At 60.8% G+C, this 21,298-nt stretch carries 20 protein-coding genes; 8 read left to right on the plus strand and 12 right to left on the minus strand.

Going from position 1 to position 21,298, the window contains the following annotated elements; genetic code table 11:
* Positions 1 to 9: 9 nt before the first annotated feature.
* A complete protein-coding gene (locus tag MRK42_RS15635) occupies positions 10 to 168 on the minus strand; it encodes a hypothetical protein (RefSeq protein WP_338610923.1) in 159 nt (52 codons plus the stop codon).
* A 309-nt stretch (positions 169 to 477) separates the two neighbouring features.
* On the opposite strand from MRK42_RS15635, the gene MRK42_RS15640 reads away from it, so the two are divergent.
* From MRK42_RS15640 to MRK42_RS15655, 4 genes are all read left to right on the plus strand, one after another.
* The gene (locus MRK42_RS15640; RefSeq protein WP_354689056.1) at positions 478 to 924 is read left to right on the plus strand and encodes a MarR family transcriptional regulator; all 447 of its coding nucleotides are present in this window, start codon (positions 478 to 480) and stop codon (positions 922 to 924) included.
* 1 nt (position 925) lies between these two features.
* The gene (locus MRK42_RS15645; protein ID WP_042073087.1) at positions 926 to 1,981 is read left to right on the plus strand and encodes an HlyD family secretion protein; all 1,056 of its coding nucleotides are present in this window, start codon (positions 926 to 928) and stop codon (positions 1,979 to 1,981) included.
* Between the two features lie 10 nt (positions 1,982 to 1,991).
* Positions 1,992 to 3,020, plus strand: coding sequence for a DUF2955 domain-containing protein (locus MRK42_RS15650; RefSeq protein WP_042073088.1), 1,029 nt, complete (start codon positions 1,992 to 1,994; stop codon positions 3,018 to 3,020).
* Positions 3,021 to 3,211: 191 nt separating this feature from the next.
* Complete coding sequence (locus MRK42_RS15655; protein ID WP_338610930.1) at positions 3,212 to 3,568, plus strand: MliC family protein; 357 nt, start codon at positions 3,212 to 3,214, stop codon at positions 3,566 to 3,568.
* Positions 3,569 to 3,612: 44 nt separating this feature from the next.
* On the opposite strand, the gene MRK42_RS15660 is transcribed toward MRK42_RS15655, so the two are convergent.
* The 4 genes from MRK42_RS15660 to nrdD form a co-directional block, all read right to left on the minus strand.
* Positions 3,613 to 4,005: an energy transducer TonB gene (locus MRK42_RS15660; RefSeq protein ID WP_042073092.1), complete on the minus strand. Its 393-nt coding sequence runs from the start codon at positions 4,003 to 4,005 to the stop codon at positions 3,613 to 3,615.
* A gap of 167 nt (positions 4,006 to 4,172) precedes the next feature.
* The gene (locus MRK42_RS15665) at positions 4,173 to 4,343 is read right to left on the minus strand and encodes a YqaE/Pmp3 family membrane protein (protein ID WP_010673454.1); all 171 of its coding nucleotides are present in this window, start codon (positions 4,341 to 4,343) and stop codon (positions 4,173 to 4,175) included.
* Between the two features lie 64 nt (positions 4,344 to 4,407).
* Positions 4,408 to 4,917 carry an anaerobic ribonucleoside-triphosphate reductase-activating protein gene (nrdG, locus tag MRK42_RS15670; RefSeq protein WP_042073093.1) on the minus strand — a complete coding sequence of 170 codons (510 nt, stop codon included), beginning with the start codon at positions 4,915 to 4,917 and terminating at the stop codon, positions 4,408 to 4,410.
* A 99-nt stretch (positions 4,918 to 5,016) separates the two neighbouring features.
* Entirely contained in the window at positions 5,017 to 7,134 is a 2,118-nt protein-coding gene (gene nrdD / locus MRK42_RS15675; RefSeq protein WP_042073096.1) for an anaerobic ribonucleoside-triphosphate reductase, read from the minus strand.
* Between the two features lie 446 nt (positions 7,135 to 7,580).
* On the opposite strand from nrdD, the gene MRK42_RS15680 reads away from it, so the two are divergent.
* Complete coding sequence (locus tag MRK42_RS15680; RefSeq protein WP_338610935.1) at positions 7,581 to 8,555, plus strand: ABC transporter substrate binding protein; 975 nt, start codon at positions 7,581 to 7,583, stop codon at positions 8,553 to 8,555.
* A 63-nt stretch (positions 8,556 to 8,618) separates the two neighbouring features.
* Here the strand turns inward: MRK42_RS15680 and ligA are convergent, their stop codons facing one another.
* The 3 genes from ligA to MRK42_RS15695 all read right to left on the minus strand — a co-directional run bounded on the left by ligA (position 8,619) and on the right by MRK42_RS15695 (position 15,230).
* Entirely contained in the window at positions 8,619 to 10,625 is a 2,007-nt protein-coding gene (gene ligA / locus MRK42_RS15685) for an NAD-dependent DNA ligase LigA (protein WP_338610937.1), read from the minus strand.
* A gap of 99 nt (positions 10,626 to 10,724) precedes the next feature.
* The gene (zipA, locus tag MRK42_RS15690) at positions 10,725 to 11,840 is read right to left on the minus strand and encodes a cell division protein ZipA (protein ID WP_216993956.1); all 1,116 of its coding nucleotides are present in this window, start codon (positions 11,838 to 11,840) and stop codon (positions 10,725 to 10,727) included.
* Positions 11,841 to 11,855: 15 nt separating this feature from the next.
* Positions 11,856 to 15,230 (minus strand): AAA family ATPase, encoded by a 3,375-nt coding sequence (locus MRK42_RS15695; RefSeq protein ID WP_338610939.1) that lies wholly within the window; start codon positions 15,228 to 15,230, stop codon positions 11,856 to 11,858.
* 215 nt (positions 15,231 to 15,445) lie between these two features.
* On the opposite strand from MRK42_RS15695, the gene cysZ reads away from it, so the two are divergent.
* Both cysZ and MRK42_RS15705 read left to right on the plus strand, forming a co-directional pair.
* Positions 15,446 to 16,210 carry a sulfate transporter CysZ gene (cysZ, locus tag MRK42_RS15700; RefSeq protein ID WP_026458070.1) on the plus strand — a complete coding sequence of 255 codons (765 nt, stop codon included), beginning with the start codon at positions 15,446 to 15,448 and terminating at the stop codon, positions 16,208 to 16,210.
* A 152-nt stretch (positions 16,211 to 16,362) separates the two neighbouring features.
* On the plus strand, positions 16,363 to 16,977 hold the full coding sequence (locus MRK42_RS15705; RefSeq protein ID WP_338610942.1) for a trimeric intracellular cation channel family protein: 615 nt from the start codon (positions 16,363 to 16,365) through the stop codon (positions 16,975 to 16,977).
* An 85-nt stretch (positions 16,978 to 17,062) separates the two neighbouring features.
* Here the strand turns inward: MRK42_RS15705 and MRK42_RS15710 are convergent, their stop codons facing one another.
* The 4 genes from MRK42_RS15710 to MRK42_RS15725 all read right to left on the minus strand — a co-directional run bounded on the left by MRK42_RS15710 (position 17,063) and on the right by MRK42_RS15725 (position 20,391).
* Entirely contained in the window at positions 17,063 to 17,314 is a 252-nt protein-coding gene (locus MRK42_RS15710; RefSeq protein WP_026458071.1) for a lipoprotein, read from the minus strand.
* A gap of 47 nt (positions 17,315 to 17,361) precedes the next feature.
* Positions 17,362 to 17,907 carry a DUF882 domain-containing protein gene (locus MRK42_RS15715; protein ID WP_042027856.1) on the minus strand — a complete coding sequence of 182 codons (546 nt, stop codon included), beginning with the start codon at positions 17,905 to 17,907 and terminating at the stop codon, positions 17,362 to 17,364.
* 150 nt (positions 17,908 to 18,057) lie between these two features.
* Positions 18,058 to 19,542 carry a L,D-transpeptidase family protein gene (locus tag MRK42_RS15720; RefSeq protein ID WP_338610945.1) on the minus strand — a complete coding sequence of 495 codons (1,485 nt, stop codon included), beginning with the start codon at positions 19,540 to 19,542 and terminating at the stop codon, positions 18,058 to 18,060.
* A gap of 72 nt (positions 19,543 to 19,614) precedes the next feature.
* Positions 19,615 to 20,391: a transporter substrate-binding domain-containing protein gene (locus MRK42_RS15725; protein WP_216993953.1), complete on the minus strand. Its 777-nt coding sequence runs from the start codon at positions 20,389 to 20,391 to the stop codon at positions 19,615 to 19,617.
* 336 nt (positions 20,392 to 20,727) lie between these two features.
* Between MRK42_RS15725 and MRK42_RS15730 the strand changes: the two genes are divergently transcribed.
* A complete protein-coding gene (locus tag MRK42_RS15730) occupies positions 20,728 to 21,273 on the plus strand; it encodes a hypothetical protein (RefSeq protein ID WP_026456915.1) in 546 nt (181 codons plus the stop codon).
* Positions 21,274 to 21,298 lie beyond the last annotated feature (25 nt).

The following is a 21,298-nucleotide window of genomic DNA, read 5'->3' on the forward strand; positions in this document are numbered from 1 at the left end:
ATGCTCCAGTTATTCCGCCAGCAACACAGGAATATTGGCAGGGTCAAATTCATGACATATTTCGCTACTCTCCCAAGCCGCTCCCACATAAAATTCAGATGCATTTTCTGCATCGCTTAACAGGCGATCCAGTACCAGATATCCCCCATCCACCTCATATTTTTCCATCGCAAAATGCCTCCCTGATCCAGACCTGAATAATATTAGCGAATAAAAAACAAGCTGCACGATAGACATGAAAATACGCTGAAAATAATGAAGCACTATTTTCCTTTGTCCGTACCATTGCAAAAAAAGACTCTATCGACCCCACCCAAGGCTCACCTACCACCCTGCTCCAAAAGATGATCCACATCACACCATTTACTTAGCCTGCTAAATAAATATAATGCTTAGCAAGCTAAGTAAACTGAGGTGACCGACGTGAAGGATTTGGAAAGGTTGCGCGAGCTCTCCCTCGCCGAACAGATAGCCCGCATGCACCGGCTCTGGCGCACCGCCGCCGATCTGGAGCTCGCGCCCCTGGGCCTCACCCATCCTCGCTGGACCGCCTTGTGGAAACTCTCCCGCATGGGGGGAGAGGTGAGCCAGAAGACCCTGGCCGATGCCCTCGAGATCGAACTGCCCTCCCTGATGCGCACCCTGGGCCAACTGGAGGAGCAGGGGCTGATCGAGCGCCACTGCTGCAGCCAGGACAAACGGGCTCGCATCGTCTGCGTCACCGCCGAGGGCCAGGCCCTGCTCGACCAGATTGCCGGTCGCATCATGCGCGTTCGCCAGGAACTGCTGGTCGGCATAGATGAACAGAGCCTGCGCCAGTTTGAAGCCATAGTGCAGCGTATCTCGGCCAATGCCCTCGGCAGGATCGAATGGCACCACGAGCAACTGACCGACCACCAGAAACACCCTAAAGCAGGAGAGTAAAATGACCCCTGATCAACAATTTGCCCGCTGGATCAAATGGTCCATGGCCGGCTTCGTCATCCTCTTTGCCTACTTTCTGGTGGCCGATCTGCTGATGCCCCTCACCCCCCAGGCCATGGCGACCCGGGTCGTCACCAAGCTGGCCCCCCAGGTCAGCGGCAAGGTGGTGGAAGTGGCCGTCCACAACAACCAGCATGTCAAGAAAGGGGATCTGCTCTTTACCCTGGATCCCGTGCCCTTTGAACTCGCGGTGGAACAGGCCCGACTCGCCCTGGATCAGGCCGAGCAACAAAACAGCGAACTGGATGCAGCCCTGGCCGCCGCCGATGCGGATATCAATGCCAAGGAGGCCCTCGCCAGCCAGAAGGGACGGGAAGCGGCGCGGATCGGTTCCCTCTACCAGCGCCACATGGTGTCACTGCAACAAAAAGACGAAGCGGACAGCGCCCTGCGCAACGCCCGGGCCAACCTGGCGGCCAGCAAGGCCAAACGGGACGAGATCAGGGCCAGCCGCGGTGCCAGCGGTGAGGACAACCTGCTGCTGCGTCAGGCGCGCAACAAGCTGGCCCAGGCCGAACTGGCGCTGACCTACAGCCGGGTTCATGCCGATCAGGATGGCATCATCACCAACCTGCAACTCAAACCGGGCAGCATGGCGACGGCAGGTGGTCCGCTGCTGGCGCTGGTGGCGGATCAGGTGGACGTGATCGCCGATTTTCGCGAGAAGAGCCTGCGCCATGTGGGAGATGAGACCCGGGCGCTGGTCGCCTTCGACGGCAATCCAGGCGAACTCTACCCGGCCCGGGTCAGTAGTCTGGATGCCGGGGTGAGCGCCGGCCAGTTCGATGCCAATGGCACCCTGGCGGCCCCGGTGGAGTCGGATCGCTGGGTGCGGGATGCCCAACGCCTGCGCCTGCACCTGACCCTGGAGCAACTGCCCAGCCATCTGCCGGCCGGCGCCCGCGCCACCGTGCAGTTGCTGCCGGACAACGGCCTGACCGCCATGCTGGCTCGCGCCCAGATCCATCTGCTCAGCCTGCTGCACTACATCTATTAAGGTGGCGACCATGACTCTGTGGCACAGGCCCCTGACCGGCAACGAGTTGCGCCAATGCCTGCGCATCGCCTTTGGTAGCACCACGGGGTTCTTGCTCTGCAAGATCTTCGGCTGGAACTATGGCGTCTTCTACACGGTGACGCCCGTCCTGCTGCTGGGCATGGTGCCGGTGATGAATGGTCATGCGGCACGCCAGCTGATCGCCTCCGCCATCGTCTGCGGGGTGGAGGTGGGCCTGCTTGGGGGACTGTTTGGCGGCCACCCGGCGCTGATGACCCTCTTGGTCTTCTTGCTGTTTCTCTATCGCTTTGCCGCCATGTCCCGGGGTAGCCTATTCCTGTTCGGTGCCAATGGCGTGCTGAGTCTGAGCATCATGCTGCACTTTGCCAGCTATCCCCAGACCGATCTTAACGACCTGATCCTCAACAACCTGTGGGCCAGTGTGCTGTCGGTGCTGATCGCCTACCTGATGACGGCCCTGCTCCCGGATGTGGAGCCACGCCCGACGCCGGCGGCTGCCCCCAAGGCTCCGCACCGGATGCGCCACGAGGCGCTGCTGGGAGCCAGCATCGCCACCCTCTCCTTCCTGGTGTTCCAGGCCTTCGATCTGCGCGACTCCATGTCGGCCCAGGCCACCACCCTGCTGCTGCTGTTTCCCATGCACTGGAATGGCGCCCTGAGTTATGCCCGCAAGCGGGCCATGGGCACCCTGCTCGGGGTGAGCTTTGGCCTCATCGGCCAGCTGCTGCTCTATGACTGGTCCGGGCAGCTGATCCTGGTCGCGCCCCTGCTCTGGTTCGGCGCCATGTTGTTCAGCCATGCCCATGTGAAGGAGGCAAGCGGTTCCGGCGTCGGTTTCGGCGCCCTCACCACCCTGGGGATCCTGTTTGGCCAGTACCTGACCCCGGGCAACGATCTGGTGTTCAGCGCTCTCTACCGGGTGAGCAGCATACTGTTTGCCATCGTCGCCACCCTGCTCGCCTGCTACCTCATCCATCGCCTGCTCAACCGCTTCGAGGCGACCCGCTTCGGCTACTGACTTTTCATGGTGCTTCAAGGATGATCCGCTTTTCGCCCCGCAGCCTGCCGGGGCGTTTTTTTATGGCCAAGCTCTATGGCGTGGCGGCAGAAGCGCTATGGACAGCTGCCGACGCATCCCAAAAACGGACAATTGCAGATCCTGCCCAACCTGTTAGGCTCACGGCGTTAGATAGCAAAGGAGTCCACATCATGCGCCACATTTCCCTTTTCACCACCTCGGCTTTGGCGTTTGCCCTGCTCACCGGCTGTGCCCAGAATGGCACCCTAGTCGCCACCGGTGGCGAGCCAATCAACTACCTGTGCGAGCAGGGGCAAAAAGTACAGGTACGCTATTTCACCCTCTCCGATCAGAGCCTCGACTTTATCAAACTGGCACTGCCGGATGGCAAGGATTACACCCTGCCCCAAGCCGTCTCCGCGTCGGGGGCCCGCTATAGCGACGAGTTCCAGGCCGTCTGGTGGAACAAGGGGGAGGAAGGTTTTGTCGAGCTTAGGGATCCGCAAGGGGAGTGGCAGATCGCCTATCGGGAGTGCAAACAGCAATAAGAGAGACCCCGGCACGGCCGGGGTCTGATGTCATCGCGCTCGGGTCAATTGACCTCGATGTTGAAACGGTTGGTCACCTGCACCGGAATGGCGTCCGGATTGTCCTCTGCCGGGCTGTAGCGGATCCGCGAGAGAGTCGCCAGGGCGCTCTGCTCCAGCTCGCCGGGCGGCTCGGCCGCCACCACCTCGGGTTTGGTCGGCCTGCCATCCTCATCAATCACATAACGCACGTCCACATAGCCCTTGACCGGTTTGGTGGGCAGCGCTTCTTCATCGCTGGCAAACCATGAACGCTGGTTCTGTTGTATCCAGTATTGCGGCAGTTGTGCCAGCGTCACAGCGACAGGCTCACGGTCGACCACCGCCACCTCGCGGGACAGGCACCCTTGCAGCAGTGCCAGCATTACCCCTGACCAGATTGCCATCTTCCACTTCATACCACGCTCCTTGTTCTCTCTGCCGGGCCTGCAAGCCATCGGGCTTCTCCATTTGGTCAGTGATGAATCCTAACGAAAAAGCTGTCGGCTGAACATGTACAAAAGGGCCAACCCGTGAGGTTGGCCCTTCTTTTTCAACAATTGAGCGGGATGACGAGGGAAGATGGTCAGGCACGCTTGTCGCTCACCACCAGCCAGAGCGCGTGAACCATGCCGGGCAAGCCGCCGAGCAGGGTCAGCACTATGTTGATTAAGAAATGCAGGCTGAAGCCGACCTGGATAAAGGCGCACACAGGGGGCAGGAAAATGGCCAGCAGGATCTTGAGCAGATTGTTCATCTCGCAATGCCTCATCAAAGATTGTCACGATACTTGGGTGGCCTAACCATAAACAGCATTGGCCTCAACTGCAAACCAGACAGGGAATGTGCTCACCCCCTTCCCGCCAGGAGTTGAGATCGTGGATCTGCTGATTGCTGCTGCCGCGCCAGAGCAGACCGGGGTCCGCCAGCCCCTTTTCGAACTTGCCATCCACCAGCACGTCCAGCAAGCAAACCAGCTCACTCTGGGCCGGGCTGAGCTCTGCCAGCAGATAGCCGGTCCAGCACCAGATGTCCTTGCCGGGACACTCGGCACGCACCCGCTTCACCAGCGCCAGCACGTGGGGCACGTTGGCCGGATGGAGCGGATCACCGCCGGAGAGCGACAGACCCCGCCGCTTGATGCGGGTGTCGTTGAGATCCGCAATGATGCGATCGCTCATGGCCTGATCGAACGGGTGGCCACCGTCGAGGCGCCAGGTGCTCTGGTTGTAGCAGCCGGGGCACTGGTGTTCGCAGCCCGACACAAACAGGGTGGCTCGGGTGCCGGGGCCGTTGATCACGTCGACCGGGTAGTACTGGTGGTAGTGCATCGCTTCTCTCCTGCCTCGCTCGTGCAACGACAGAGACCTGTCGCCGCCCAATGAAAATGGCCCCTTGAGTCAGGGGCCAGCTCTTCATCACGATTGCGCTTACATATGCTTGACGCGGCGCTTGACCTCTTCCTGCTTGCCCGCGTTGAAGGGGCGCGCATCCGGACTGCCGAGGTAGCCGCAGACACGGCGGGTCACCGACACCTTGGCCGGGTCGTGGTTGCCGCAGCGCGGGCAGGTGAAGCCCTTGGAGGTGCACTCGAACTCGCCGGTGAAGCCGCACTCGTAGCACTCGTCGATGGGAGTGTTGGTGCCGTAGTAGGGCACCTTGTCATAGCTGTAGTCCCAGACGTTCTCCAGCGCTTCCAGGTTGTGCTGGATATTGGGGTACTCGCCGTAGCAGATGAAACCGCCGCTGGCGATGGGCGGATAGGGCGCCTCGAAGTCCAGCTTGTCATAGGGGTTCACCTGCTTCTCCACGTCGAGGTGGAAGCTGTTGGTGTAGTAACCCTTGTCGGTCACCCCCGGCACCACGCCAAACTCCTTGGCGTCGATGCGGCAGAAGCGGGAGCAGAGGTTCTCGCTCGGGGTGGAGTAGAGGCTGAAACCGTATCCGGTCTCCTCCTTCCACTCGTCGGTGGCGGCCTTGAGACGCTCGACGATGGCGATGGCCTTCTGTTGCAGCTCGTCATTGTCGAACAGATGCACCTTGTCGCCAAACAGGGCATTGATGGTCTCGTGGATCCCGATATAGCCGAGGGAAATGGAGGCGCGACCATTCTTGAAGATCTCGCTGACGTTGTCGTCCGCTTTCAGACGTACCCCGCAAGCCCCTTCCATATAGAGGATGGGCGCAACCCGCGCCTTGACGCCATCCAGACGCTTGATGCGGTACATGAGCGCCTTCTTGGCGACCCGCAGGGCGGCATCCAGCTTGTCCCAGAAGTCCGCCTCATCGCGGGATTTGAGGGCGATGCGCGGCAGGTTGAGGCTCACTACCCCCAGGTTGTTGCGCCCCTCATGAATGAGCTCGCCATTCTCCTCGTAGGCACCGAGGAAGGAGCGGCAGCCCATGGGAGTCTTGAAGGAGCCGGTCACCTTGACCACCTGGTCGTAATTGAGGATATCCGGGTACATGCGCTTGGAGGCGCACTCCAGGGCCAACTGCTTGATGTCGTAGTTGGGATCGCCCTGCTTGTGGTTGAGGCCATCCTTGATGGCGAACACCAGTTTCGGAAACACGGCTGTCTTCTTGTTCTTGCCAAGGCCGGCGATGCGGTTTTGCAGGATGGCGCGCTGGATCATCCGCGACTCCCAGCTCTCGCCCAGGCCAAAGCCGAAGGTGACGAACGGGGTCTGGCCATTGGCGGTATGCAGGGTGTTCACCTCGTATTCGAGGGACTGGAAGGCGTCGTAGCACTCCTTCTCGGTGCGGGCCATGGCATAGCCCTCGGCGTCCGCAATGCCCCACTCCTCGGCCACCTGGCGATTCTTCTCCCAGCTGATGGTCACATAGGGTGCCAGCACTTCATCGATGCGGTTGATGGTAGTGCCACCATAGATGTGGCTCGCTACCTGGGCGATGATTTGAGCTGTCACCGCGGTGGCAGTGCTGATGGATTTGGGGGTATCGATCTCGGCGTTGCCCATCTTGAAGCCGTGGGTCAGCATCCCCTTCAGGTCGATCAACATGCAGTTGAACATGGGGAAGAAGGGAGAGTAGTCGAGATCGTGGAAGTGCAGATCGCCGCTCTCGTGCGCCTGAACCACATCACGGGGCAGCATGTGGCTGGTGGCGTAGTGCTTGGCGACGATGCCCGCCAGCAGGTCGCGCTGGGTCGGGATCACCTTGGAATCCTTGTTGGCGTTCTCGTTGAGCAGGGCCGCGTTGGTCTGCTCCACCAGGCCGCGGATCTCCTGGGCCAGACGGCCGCGGGCCTCGCGGGCCAGATCCCGATCGTGACGATATTCGATGTAGGCGCGGGCGATGGCCTTGTCGTCGGAAGCCATCAGATGGTTTTCGACCCGGTTCTGGATCTCGTGGATATCAACTTCACCACGCCCCTCCAGTTCCTGGCTGACCGCATTGGCAATGCGCTCCGCCAGGGCAGGATTGGCCTGATTGACCGCTTCCGCCGCTCGACTGACCGCTTCGCCGATCAGTTGGGCATTGAATGGTGCGCGACATCCGTCACGTTTGATCACAACCGGTTTCATGGATTTTCCCCGTTAAAAGGCCAGGCACAGTGCCGATGGCTCACCCTTGTTGAGCTCCCCTCCCCGCATCTCGTCCTGGACGCAAACAAATTCAGCCGAGGCTTGACAAGCCAGGGCTGAAGATAGAAAGGGAACAGCTTATACACAGCTTAATAACACAACATATAGGGATTAAAATCGAATGCAGACCTATATGTGGGGTCTATTAGGCCCGAAAGCCGACCATCATTTATTGATCCAGAACAGGTTTTGCCATTGGCGGGACAGATCACAACCAGCCAAAAAGAGCGCCAAACAGACCTCTTCTCAATGGGGATGCGGGCTGGCGTCCGATCCGGCCTCATCAGAAAATTTGATGCCTGCGCCAGCATGCGACACATGACAACCCGCCCCCTGCCCCCGCATACTGGCAAGACACACACCACATACAAAAAACGGGAAACTGCATGCTCAAATCCCTGATGCTGGTTCTGCTTTGCACCCTGCCGCTTCCCCTGTGGGCAGCCCATATTCTGGTGATCAGCAGTTATCACGCCGGCTATTCATGGGATCAGAGCTACAACGAGGGGCTACGTGAAGGCCTCAAGGGTGATCACACCTTCAGCCACTTCTACATGGATACCAAACGCCACCCCGCCAGCAATTACGACGAGGTAGCCGACAGGGCCCTCACCTACTACCACAAGGTCAAACCGGATCTGGTGGTATTGGGAGACGACATCGCCATCCAGTATCTGGCCAACGATATCGCGTCCTTCGGTACCCCTGTGGTCTTTCTCGGGATGAACGAGAACCCCCGCAACAACGGACTGGTCGGTCACGTCAAGATCACCGGGGTACTGGAGCGCCCCCTGCTCAAGCGCAGCATCAGCGAGATGAGCCAGCTGATGGGCGGCCTTGGCAAAGCCCTGGTGCTGTTTGATGCCAGTCATGTGGCACGCACCGCCATCGAGTACGAATTCAAGCAGCAGACCAGCCTGCGCATCGGCCGTACCCTGATCGACAGTCAGCAGATAGGGGACTACGCCAGTTGGCAGAAGGCAATTCTCGATGCCAGGAAAAATGGTTACCAGGCCATCTTCATCGGCCTCTACCACACCCTGGCGGACCCCAACGGCCAGCATGTCAACGAGCAGACTGCGCTGGCCTGGGCCAGTGCTCACAGCCCGGTTCCCCTGTTCAGTTTCTGGGAATTTTCGGTGGGCAAGGGCAAGAGCATCGGCGGTCTGGTGCTGGATGGCCACGAGCAGGGGATCAAGGCCGCCGAACTGATCAACACCATACTGGCCGGTACCTTCCCCCGACGCTTATCCCCCAGGGCCGCGCTGCGCGGAGAGTATGTCTTCAGCAAGTACGAACTGGCCCGCTGGGGCCTGACCCTGCCAGAAAGATGGCAAAACAAGGTCCAATGGCGTGACTAATCCCCCAAAATGAAAACCCGGCCTGATGGCCGGGTTTTCATGATGGAACGACGTACCCAATGGTCAGCCCTGCAGCGCCGCCTGCAACTCCTCTTCGGTCCAGATAGTGATGCCGAGTTCCTGAGCCTTGGCCAGTTTGGAGCCCGCCGCTTCACCGGCGACCAGCACGTCCGTCTTGGCCGACACCGACCCCGCCACCTTGGCGCCAAGCGCCTGCAGCGCCGCCTTGGCGTCATTGCGCGACAGGGTAGTGAGGGTACCGGTCAGCACGAAGGTCTTGCCGGCAAAGGGCTGCTCCGCAGCCTCCTTCTTCTCGATGGCGGGCCAGTGGATGCCGGCCGCCAGAAGGGCCTCCAGCACTTCCACGTTGTGGGGCTGGCGCAGGAAGTAGTAGACATGCTTGGCCACCACGTCCCCCACATCCGCCACCTCGAGCAGCTGCTCGACGGAAGCCGCGCGCAATGCATCCAGGGTCAGAAAGTGGTTGGCCAGATTCAGCGCGGTCGCCTCCCCCACTTCGCGAATACCGAGGGAAAACAGGAAGCGTGGTAGCGTGGTGCTGCGGGCCTTGTCGATGGCGGCCACCAGATTGAGGGCTGACTTTTGCCCCATCCGCTCGAGCCCGGCCAGCTGGATGGCATTGAGAGCAAACAGATCGGCCGGAGTCTTCACCAGCCCCTTGTCCACCAGCTGCTCGACAATCTTGTCGCCAAGGCCGTCCACGTCCATGGCGCGGCGGGCGGCAAAGTGCTTGATCGCCTCCTTGCGCTGGGCTTCGCAGAACAGGCCGCCGGAGCAACGGGCCACCGCCTCCCCTTCCAGCCGCTCCACCGCGGAGCCGCAAACCGGGCACTGGGTCGGGAACAGGATTGCGCGGGCATCCGCCGGGCGCTGCGCTTCCACCACGGCGACGATCTGCGGGATCACGTCCCCCGCCCGGCGCACGATCACGGTATCGCCGACCATGACGCCGAGCCGCTCGATCTCGTCGGCATTGTGCAGGGTGGCGTTGGAGACGGTGACACCGCCGACAAAAACCGGTTTGAGCTTGGCCACCGGGGTCACGGCGCCGGTACGACCGACCTGGAATTCGACGTTCTCGAGGAGCGTCATCTCCTCCTGCGCCGGGAATTTGTGGGCGGTGGCCCAGCGCGGGGCACGTGCCACGAAGCCCAGCTCCTGCTGCAGGGCGATGTTGTCGACCTTGTAGACCACGCCATCAATCTCGTAAGGGAGCTCGCCACGGCGGGCCAGGATGTCGTCGTGGAAGGCCTGACAACCGGCCGCCCCTTCCTTGAGTTTCACCTCGGGACTGAGCGGCAGTCCCCAGGCTTTCAGCTGATTGAGGCGGCCGAAGTGGGACTCCCCCAGCTCGTCGCCACCGACCCCGACACCGTAGGCATAAAAGGCCAGCGGACGGGCGGCGGTGATGCGCGAATCGAGCTGGCGCAGGCTGCCGGCGGCGGCGTTGCGCGGGTTGACGAACACCTTCTCGCCCGCAGCCAGCGCCTTGGCATTCATCGCCTCGAAACCGGCCTTGGGCATAAAGACTTCGCCGCGCACCTCCAGCCTTGCCGGCCAGCCCGTGCCTCGCAGGGTGAGCGGAATGGCCTTGATGGTGCGCACGTTTTCGGTGATCTCCTCACCGGTGGTGCCATCCCCCCGGGTGGCGGCCTGCACCAGCTGGCCATCCACATAGAGCAGACTCACCGCCAGACCGTCCAGCTTGGGCTCGCAGCAGAAGGTGAAGCAAACCTCGCGCTTGAGGCGATCGCTCATGCGCTGCTCGAACGCCTGCAGCTCTTCACTGCTGAACACGTTGTCCAGGCTCAGCATGGGGATCTCGTGGCGCACCTGCTTGAACGCAGACAGCGGCTGACCCCCTACCCGCACGCTCGGGGATGCCGGAGTTTTCAGTTCGGGATGGGCCGCTTCCAGCTCAAGCAGCTCGCGCATCAGGCGATCGTATTCGGCGTCCGGGACTGTGGGGTTGTCCAGCACATAGTACTGATGCCCATATTCGGTCAGCAGCTCACACAGTTGACGGTGGCGGGAGAGGATATCGCTCATGAAAAAGTCTCGAAGTGTGATGGGTAAAACCTGCCAGGGGACAAATAAAAATGCGGCACCCAGGTACCGCACTTTTTATTGCTCAGAGCCCGTGGCGTCTTAGTCGCGACTGGCCTCGTAGGCCGCCAGTTCCTGGCGGTAACGGGCAATGGTCTCGTCGCTCAGGGGGCTGCGCTCCATGTCGGTCAGCATGGCATCCAGATCGCTTGCCAGCTGATCGGCGGCCTGCAGCATGTCTTCGAAGGCGAAGGCAGCGTTGCTGCGCAGGGGCAGCTGCATGAAGAGCGACACACCCGGGGTGGAGAACTGCTCCATCCGGTACGGATTGAAGGTGCCCGGCTTGACCATGTTGATCATGGAGAAGAGCACCTCGCCCTTGCCATTGGGATCTTCGTGGCGGTGGAAGATGTCCATCTCGCCAAACTTGAAGCCCAGCGCCATCAGGGAGGAGAGCAGGGTTGCCCCTTGCAGATCGTGACCCGGACGACCCATCAGGTTGATGACATAAACATCCTGCCAGATTTTCTCGACCGGCTGCGGGGCGAGACGCGGCTCTTCGGCCACGGGCGCTTCATAGGCCGGCTCCTCATGCACGGGCTCGGGGGCCACATGACGGGGCTGGGCCTGGTATTCGGGGGCATGAGCCGGTTCGCGGGCACCGAAGGTCGGTGCGGTGGCGTAAGCGGGCTCGACCAGCGGTTCATCGTCGGCCACCGGCATCACGGGTTCACGCTGGGGACGGGAACGGTAAACCGGAGTACGGCGATTGACCTGGGCAGGCTTGCGCACGGGGGCGGCAGGCACCTCCTCCAGCGGCTCTGGCAGCGGCTCGTCGAAGGCTTCCTCTTCCTCGTAAACCGGAGGGGGCGGAACCGGACGGGCGGCAGGCTTGCGCACGACGGGGGGCGGCAGATCGTCTTCTTCATCTTCATCGAAGGCAGGGGCGGCAGGACGACGGCTCAATTCGGGCTGACGCTCTTCGCGGTGGAGCTTGGGCTCGGCACGACGGCCACCACTGACTACACGAACCTGACCTATGCCATCGCTGTCGAAGGCATCGTCATCACGATCCCGCGATTTGGAGTCCATCCGGCCAAGCGGTTTTTCCTTGATCGGTGCCTGACGATTTTTTCTGTTGCTCCACAACCCGTGAATGAGCAATGCCGCGATGGCAATACCGCCCAGGGCAACCAAGATGTAACGCAATTCCTGCATTAGCTGCTTCTCTTTCTAGTTTTGCTCAGCCAAAGCGACGGCTTCACCGATATCGACCGACACAATGCGCGAAACTCCGGGCTCTTGCATCGTGACGCCAACCAGCTGCTCAGCCATCTCCATGGAGACCTTATTATGACTGATGTAAACGAACTGTACTGTGCTCGACATCTCTTTGACAAGAGAACAGAAGCGACCGACGTTCACTTCATCGAGCGGTGCATCCACCTCATCCAGCAGACAAAAAGGTGCTGGATTGAGTCTGAAGATGGCAAAAACCAGCGCAAGGGCGGTTAGCGCCTTCTCCCCCCCGGAAAGCAGGGCAATGGTAGCATTCTTCTTACCCGGAGGTCTCGCCATGATGCTCACTCCGGCCTCCAAAAGATCATCCGAGGTCAGTTCAAGCCAGGCACTGCCTCCCCCGAACACTTTTGGAAACAGGGATTTTAAATCTTCGTTGACCTTATCGAAAGTGTCCCGGAACCGTATTTGTGTCTCTTTATCAATTCTTTTAATGGCTTGGCTCAAGGTTTCGAGGGCCTGCTCGAGATCCTGGCACTGGTTTTCGAGGTAGGTTGCGCGGGTTTTCGCCTCCTCATACTCCTCCAGCGCCGCCAAGTTGATGGCGCCAAGCGCTTCCACTTGCGCCTCCAGGGTCTGGATCTCCTGGCGCAGTTTGCCGCGATCGGCGGCAATCAACACCGCCTGATCGAGATCCACCAGCCGCACACCCAACTCCTCGAACTGTTCGTGCAGTCCCTGGCGGCGGGTCAGGTTGCGCTCGCGCTCGAGCCTGAGCTGGGCCAGCTTCTCCTGCAAGGCCACCAGCTGCTTGTGATCGGCACTGCGCGCCTGTTCCAGCTCGGTCAGCTGACGCTCCAGCTCCGCGAGCCGTTGATGACAGGCCAGCTGTTGCGCCTCCAGATTGCGCTGCTCGGCGAGCAGGGGGGCGAGATCCGGCACCCCTTCGCTATCCGGCCCTTTCAGGCTGGCCAGCTCCAGCCCAAGCCGTGCCAGCTCCTCCTCCCCCAGGGTGATCAGCTGACGCAGATTCTGCTGCTCCAGTTGCAGACGCTGACAGACCGCCCCTTGCTGCTCGCGCCGCACACGCGCCTCTTCCAGCATTCGCTCGCATTGGCTGACCCGCTCCTGGGCGGCCTGCTGCCCTTGGGTAAGCGGCTCGCCCTGCTCCTGCAACTCGGCAAGCTGCGCCTCCTCCTGCGCCAGTTGCTGGCAGGCAAGCTCCAGCCGCTGCACCTCGTCGGCCTGCTCCTGGTCAAGCCGGGCAAGCTCTTCACCCAGCTGGCCGAGCCGCTGCATTCGCTCCTGCCGTTGCCCCCGTTGCAGGCTCCACGCTTCCCTCAGTTGCTGCCACTTTTGCTCCTGCTCGCGCAGGGTTCGCTGCGACAGCTCCTGCGCGCTCGACAGCCGGGCTCGTCCGGCCTCGGCCGCGGTTAACTGCTCGGCCAGCCGTGCCAGATGCGCCATGGCCATGTTCTGCTCGGTATGCAACCGCTCACGCTCGCCGAGCAGCGCCAGGGTGCCCAGGGTGTTGCCCTGCCCCAGATCGGCCCAGTTGGGGCCAAACCAATCTCCGGCAGGAGTCAGCACCGACTCACCGGCCAACAGCGTTGGCTGGCGGGCCAGGGCTGCGTCCCGCGTATCGGCCAGCCAGATGGCGTTGAGAAAGGCGGGAATATGGTCGCCATCGAGTTGCGCCGCCAGGGTGCCGGGAACCACGGGCTGGGCTGGACCAATCCAGAGCCCCTCTTGTGCCAGATTGCACTCATCGGACGGGGTGGCCGTGAGCCAGCGGCCAAGCACTTTGTCCAGGGCCTGGGCCCACTCGGGGGCTACCTGCAACCGGTCTGCCAGGGTGTCCCCTTCCATCTGCTCCCCGAGGATCTGATCCAGGGTGGTCAGCCTGGCTTCGAGTTCGCGCAGCAAGCCCTGCTGCTGGCCATGTTCCTGCCTGAGCCGCTCATGTTCATCCACCGCCTGTTGCAATTGTGCGGTCAGCTCCCCCAATCCGGCCCGGGTCAGCTCCAGCTCGGCGCCCAGCTCGTCGAGACGGGGTTGCAGCGTCTCATCGTCCCCCTTGATGGGACCGGCACGCTCATCTTCCAGCTTGAGTCGCGCCAGCCGGGTCTTGGCTTGCAACTCCTGCAGGCCTCCGACCCGGGCGCGAGTCTGGTTGATCTGCCCCTGCAGTTGCGCCAGTTGCTGTTGCCACAGTTGTTGCCGCTGACGAGCCTGCTCCAGCTGTTCGCTGGCGATAAGTCGCGCCTCCTGCTGCTCGGTGAGCAACTGCTCACACTGCTCCAGCCTGGCATCCTCAAGTTCGGCTTTGAGTACCCCGTCGGTCAGTTGTTCCTGCTGGCTGGCGAGCTGGGCCTTGCGCTGGGCGATCCGCTCCCCCAGCGTCTGCTGGCGGGCCTGCCAGTCACGGCCCAGTTCGTGCTGGTGAAGTTGCTGCTGCTCGAGACGGGCGATGGCCTGGCCGCCGAGAAAAATCTGCTGCTGGCGGCTAGCCTGCTCGGCCTGGGCCTCCTGGCGGGCCACCGACAGAGTGACGTGGCGCCCCTCGTCGGCAGTGCGCTTGGCATCAAGCGCCGCCAGCGCCTGTTCGGCCTGGGCCAGCTCGCTTTTCGCCTCGCCAAGGCGGGTCTCCAGTGCCCACAGCTCGGAGCCAATCAATTCGGCACGGGCGGCGCGCGAGCGGCTCTTGAGCTGCTTGTAACGCTCGGCGGTCTCGGCCTGGGACTTCAAGTGCTCAAGGCGGGATCCCAGCTCGCCGCGAATATCGCCGAGGCGTTCAAGGTTTTCCTGGGTGTGGCGAATACGCTGCTCGGTTTCCCGGCGCCGCTCCTTGTAGCGGGAGACCCCGGCCGCCTCTTCCATAAAGAGTTTGAGGTCGGCAGGGCGCGATTCCACCAGCCGGCTGACGGTGCCCTGCTCTATGATGGCGTAACTGCGCGGCCCAAGGCCGGTGCCGAGGAAGAGATCGGTGACATCCTTGCGGCGGCACTTCTGGCCGTTGATCTGGTAGTGGTTGGAGCCGTCGCGCAACACTTCACGGCGTACCGAAATCTCGGTGAAGCGGCCAAATTCGCCGGGCACCCGGTTGTGGGGGTTGTCGAATACCAGCTCCACCGAGGCGCGCCCATGGGGGCTGCGGTTGATGGAGCCGTTGAAGATGACATCCGTCATGTTCTCGCCGCGCAGGTGGCGGGCCGAGCTCTCTCCCAGCACCCAGCGCACCGCGTCGATCACATTGGACTTGCCGCAGCCATTGGGCCCGACCACGGCGGTCATGTCGGCATCAAGCTCGATACGGGTCGGTTCGACAAACGACTTGAAACCGGCGAGTTTGATCAACTTCAGACGCATGGAGGCCTACACAAATAAAAAATAAAGAGGGGGGCGAGCAGCCGACGTTACCAAATCCAAACCGGAGCCTGGTTTGTCACAGGCAGGCGGCTTCCCCGCAACAACATCCGGAGCCCGGCTGAACCGAGTCGGAAAAGGAATGGACTGGCGACTTTACCAAATCAAAGGCTTGTTTGTAATATGCAGGCACTTTCCCATGAACAGATGGAGCTCATATGAGCCAATCACCCCGTATGGTAAAAGATTCAATCAGCGGCGCCGATTACTTCCTGCGCGGCTTTTCTCTCATCCGCCAACCCGGTATCCGCACCTTCGTCCTGATCCCCCTGCTGGTCAACTTCGTGCTGTTTGCCGGCGCCTTCTACGCCCTGCTGCTGCAGCTGGACGGTCTGTTCGCCTGGCTGCACCAGCAGATCCCCGCCTGGCTCGACTGGCTGGACTATCTGCTCTGGCCCATCGCCCTGGTGACCATACTGGTGGTCTTCTCCTTTGTGTTCAGCTCGGTGGCAAACTGGATAGCCGCCCCCTTCAACGGCCTGCTGGCGGAGAAGGTGGAGCAAATCCTCACCGGCGAGACCCCGAACGACAGCGGCATGCTGGATATCGTCAAGGATGTGCCACGTACCTTCGGCCGCGAGTGGATCAAGCTCAAGTACTACCTGCCCAAGGCGATCGGTTGTCTCATCCTGTTCCTCATCCCCGTGGTCGGCCAGACCCTGGCTCCCGTGCTCTGGTTCCTGTTCAGCGCCTGGATGATGGCGATCCAGTACGTCGACTATCCGTTCGACAACCACAAGATCGATTTCATCACCATGCGCGACGCCCTCAAGCAACGCCGCGGCAAGTGCCTGAGCTTCGGTGCCCTGGTCACTCTCTTTTCCGCCATCCCGGTGGTGAACCTGTTCGTAATGCCGGTCGCCATCTGTGGCGCGACCGCCATGTGGGTCGATCACTACCGCCAGGAACAGCTTGGCCGCTGATCCCCAAACCTGATGCAATCAAGGCACCCAAGGGTGCCTTTTTCTTTTTCGCTCCATTTCGCATGAATTAAAGTAATGGATGGTTTGCTTTCCTTGTCCCATATGTCGCGACTTGATAGGATGCAGCCCTGAATCGCACCCTGGGATAACTCATGTTACATGCTCTCTTCTTGCTCGGCCTGGTGGCCGAAGGGATGACCGGCGCGCTGGCAGCGGGTCGGCGGCGGATGGATCTGTTTGGCGTAGTGATCATCGCGTCTGCGACGGCCATCGGGGGGGGCACCATCCGCGATGTGCTGCTGGGCCACTATCCCCTGCTCTGGGTTGAGCATCCGGAATATGTGCTGTTGGTGGCAGGCGCCGCCATGGCGGGAGTTATCTCTGCACCGCTGATGCGCTACCTCGGCAAGCTGTTCATGGCGCTGGATGCCCTGGGGCTGGTGGTCTTCTCCATCTTCGGTGCAGCCAGGGCTCTGGATATGGGCCATGGTGCCGGCATCGCCTGCATCATGGCGGTGGTGACCGGGGTGTTTGGCGGTGTGCTCAGGGATCTGCTCTGCCAGCGCATTCCGCTGGTGTTTCGTCGCGAACTCTATGCCGCCATCTCGCTGGTGACAGCCGCCCTCTACTGCTTTGCCCTGGAGCAGGGCCTGCCCAACAACTGGGCCGCGTTCGGGTCTATCGGTGTCGGTTTTGTGTTGCGCCTGCTGGCGGTACGTTTCAAGTGGGGACTCCCCACCTTCAACTACCAGTACGCAACCCACTGATTACGCCAGCTTCTGGCAAAGCCGCTTAAATTCAGAACACAAAAAAGCGCCCTCGGGCGCTTTTTTGTCATGACAGACTCAGGTGTCAGTTGATCCCTTCCGAGCTGAAGAAGGTCGCCTTGTCAGCGATGAAGCGGATCTTGATGTTCTTGCCTTCCCCGCCCCAGACGCAGCTGGTGGTGCCCAGCGCATCGTCACACCGCTCCGCCTTGCCAAGGATTTCACTGGCCTGCGCGTACGTCATGCCCATCTTCAACTTGTCGTAATTGTCGCGGTTGAGTTTGCTGCAACCGGTCAGCAAGAGGGCGACCAGAGCGCCAATCATTATCTGTTTCATCGTTATCTCCTCACTGGAGCGACGATCTTGTCAGCTTGTTGATACATTTACCAGCTACGAACCGGGCCGGTATCGAGATGGACAAAGTTGTCATGGGGATAATAACCGACCCCGCCGACCCCCAGATTGAGGGCGGCCTTACGCAGGTGGGCCAGTTGCACCCCGGGGATCCGTACATCCACCGCCTGCCCCAGGGTGTGATAGCTCTGCTTGGCCACGCCGCGGCTCTTGCTGCGCTTCTGGCGATTGGTGGCCGGTGAACGATAGCCGGAAATGAGCTGGATCTCGCTGCGCCGCCCCAGTTTTTGCTGCAACAGATAGAGTTGATCGAATAACCGCCTGTCGATATTGAACACTTCGTTGCGACGGTAATCCCGCAGTATGTGGTTGAGCTCGGCCAGCCCGTCGCTCAGGTAATGGCCATTCTCCCAGTAACTGGCGCGCACCCGCTCGCCGGTGTTGAGATTGAAAAAGCTCAGTTCACGCCCGGCCGTACTGCGGCTTGCCAGCGCCGGGAGGGGGAGCAGGGCGCCACCCAGCAGACAACCGGCTCCCAACAGCAGACGACGTCGACTTATCTCTTGTTCCAGCATAAGGAGTTGATCCATCGCTCATTGATGCAAAACGGGTAAGTAAATGTGACAAAGACGCTTGAAACTACCCGTGTGCGAGGGACTATGTCAAACCGCAAGGCCCCATGAAAAAGCCCGACCGGGGTCGGGCTTTTCACACTGTGGCAGGGATCACAACAAACGGCTCTGGAAGCTGACTCGATCAAATCCGTAAATATCGTTGCGCAGTTGCTGGCGCCCGGTCTCGTCGACCCAGCTGCTCCAGTAGACGGTAAACACCGGGATCGGGGAGGTCAGCGGCAGCCACTTGGTCTGGGACTGCTTGAGGATGCTGGCGACCTTGTCCGGCTGATAGCGGGAGTCCGCCAGCAACAGTTCAGCCAGATCGTCGGCATGTTCCACCCGGATGCAACCCGAGCTGAAGGCCCGCGCACCCTGCTCGAACAATCCCTTGCGGGGGGTGGAGTGCAGATAGATGGCATCGTTGTTGGGCAGGTAGAACTTGTAGCGCCCCAGGGCGTTGTGATCCCCCGGCTTTTGCCGCAGGCGGTAAGGGAAGCCTGCAGCCAGCGCCTGATGCCACTCCTCTTCGGTAAACTGCACCGGATTGCCTTCACCATCGACCACCTCGAACTGCTCACGGCTCAGGTAGGCGGGATCCCGCCCGAGTTTGGGCAGAATATCCTTGCTCAGAATGGAGCGCGGCACATGCCAGGCCGGGTTGAGCACGATGGATCGGATCTCGCTGGCCAGGATGGGGGTCGCCCGCTGCTCCTTGCCGACGATCACCCGGCTGGTAAACACTTCGCTGCCGGACTCCACCACGCTCAGGCGGTAATCGGGGATATTGACCAGTACATAACGGGGCTTGGCGAGCTGGTCCACCAGATCGCGACGCCACAGGTTGCGCAGCAGCAAGCTGGCGCGCACCTCGGGGCCGGTATTGAGCCAGGTTCGGGTCTGACGGCCTATGATGCCGTCTGCGGTGAGGCCATGACGGCGCTGGAATGCCTTGATGGCCTGCTCGGTCTCGGCATCATAAACGGCATCCTGATGCAGGGGGGCGACATCCCCCAGCTCGTTCAGCATGGCGCGGATCGTCCCGAGCTCGGCGGAGGTTTCACCGGCACGCAGGGTAGGAATGTCGAGGGAAGGCCACTTGCGAGCCATCGGCATGGCCAGCAACTTGCGCACTTTTTCCCGCACAGCCTCATACTCGGCGACCTGCGGACGCAGCTCCCTGACCTGAGTAAGCAGATCATCAGTCGTCGGGGCCAGGTTGATTGGCTGATTGAGATCCAGTTTGAGGGTCTTCATCTGCTCGCGGGAGACCAGATCCATCCCCCGCCAGGCGTGCTGGAAACGGGTGAGCTTGGTAAAGACCTCGTCATAAATGGCGCCACGCTGGGAGGCGGGTGTGGCGTTCAAACGCTTCCACAACGCAAAAAAATCCGGATGCAAGCGGGCCAGCACAGCCTCCTGCAACTGCTGTTCCAGCTCGGCCCGGGCCAGTTCGGCCTGGGAACCCTGATACCAGTCATGCCGGGTTTCACCGACAGCCACCACGATGGGCGTCTCTGCAGCCTGTGCCACAGTCGCGGGCAGGCAGCCCAGCCACACCAGATTGGCCAGAGCCAGCCAATACTTCATCCCCATGGATACCTCAAAAACGATTTGTTTACTCTGCCTGACCCTGCGGTCGGGCTGCTCATGATGCGCGAATGGCTATCACTTTGCCAGTTCCGGCGACACATAACGTCGCCAGATGGCGTCATACTCGCTCGTCACCTTGAAGGCGGCCAGCTCCTGATTGAAACGCGCAATAAAGTCCGGAGAAAAACGCTTTTTGCTGAAAAGAAAGAAGGTGGGCAACTCATGCACCGGCTTGCCATGAGGGACTATCTGGCCGGCCAGCCCTTGCTCCTTGAGCCCCCAGGGGGTGGCCAGCATGTCACCGAGGAAACCGTCGATCCGCCCGAGCACCAGTTTGCCGTAGTTCTGCTCATCGTTGACCGTGCTCACCTGGGCACTATGGTAAGCCAGCAGGGCCATCACCTCGTCACCATAGAAGTAATCCTTGGTCACCCCGAGTTTGTGACCACTGACCAGCCAGCTCGCCAGGTCCTGCTCGTGATAATGCTGCCCCTTGCGTACCCACAGGAGCGTGCGTCCCGGGTTGTAGGTATCGGAGAAATAGCCGTAGCGGGCCCGGTCCTCGTTGAAATAGACCTCCATCGCCATATCCAGCTTGCCGAGCTCAATCTCGTGCAACACCCGTTTCCAGGGCAGTTCCACATAATTGGCCTGGCAGCCGATGCGGGCCAGCACGCCGTTGAGCGTCTCGACGGCAAACCCGTGCACCTGCTGGCGTGCATCTCCGTCATCGTAGTAGTGATAGGGTGGCCAGTTGTCAAAACCGACCCGAAGTGGAGCCGGGCAGAGGCTGGCGGCAAATGCCTGCGACATCCAGCAGCAAAGCAGCAAACAGTAGGCAGTCCATTTCATATGTCGTCCTTGACAAACAGATGAGTCATCATAAAACGGCCTCGCCAAAATGGCGATAGCACTCCTATGACGATCTATATGTGCAGGAAGCTGACGCAGCAAGCAATCGGGTCGTATTTCTTCCCAGACCGAAGCCCCCCTGCCGTCAGCACGTCTTGCCGTCCGAGCGGCAGATTACCGAGTCCTGCCTTTTGAACTCCCGGGGTTGGGCACAGGAAGTGAAGGGGTTAATATGTGAGCAAATATTTTTTTGTGATCCACTATGCTTTTTTTGCAATTGGATTAGCATATGCGCGAAATCGGCCTACCTATTTTTTGTCAGGCGTAGAGAGTGATATGACGTACAAAAAGTTTGGTTTTCTGACTGCAATCCTGGCGTTGAGCGGTTTTTACCTCTACACCCTCTATCTGGCCGCTCACCCCAACGTGAGCCTGGCCTACCGGCTCTATTACCTGGAGGGCAAGACCCGCTTCTGGGAGCACAACTCCAGCATGACCTATCAGCCGGGCAACGAGCTCAATCTGACCAAACCAAGCCGTTTTCTCTCCAGTGAAGGCTGGGCCAAGAAACCCGGCGCCGAGGGCACCCAGCTTAGCGGTCAGGGTGGCCTCTATTTCGTGTTGCCCAAGCAGGCAGCCAACCCCGATGAACTGACCGTGCATGCCCGCATCAACAGCCCGCAAGCCGGCGCCCTGCTGAAGGTGGCCCTGGGCAACAACTTCACCACCACGGTGAAGTTGGCGAAAGCGGGTATCAACGAGATCCGCCTCAGCCTGCCGGGCAATTCACTGACGGCGGACCCTAAACACCCCAACTTTCTGGCCCTGTCGGCACCGACTCCCATCAATGTGCAGTCGGTACGCATGACTCTTGCCCAGTGAGCCTTGCCCCGCGCACGGTTTGATA

The organism is Aeromonas sp. 19NY04SH05-1, from assembly GCF_040581895.1.
GTDB classification, from domain to species: domain Bacteria; phylum Pseudomonadota; class Gammaproteobacteria; order Enterobacterales; family Aeromonadaceae; genus Aeromonas; species Aeromonas enteropelogenes.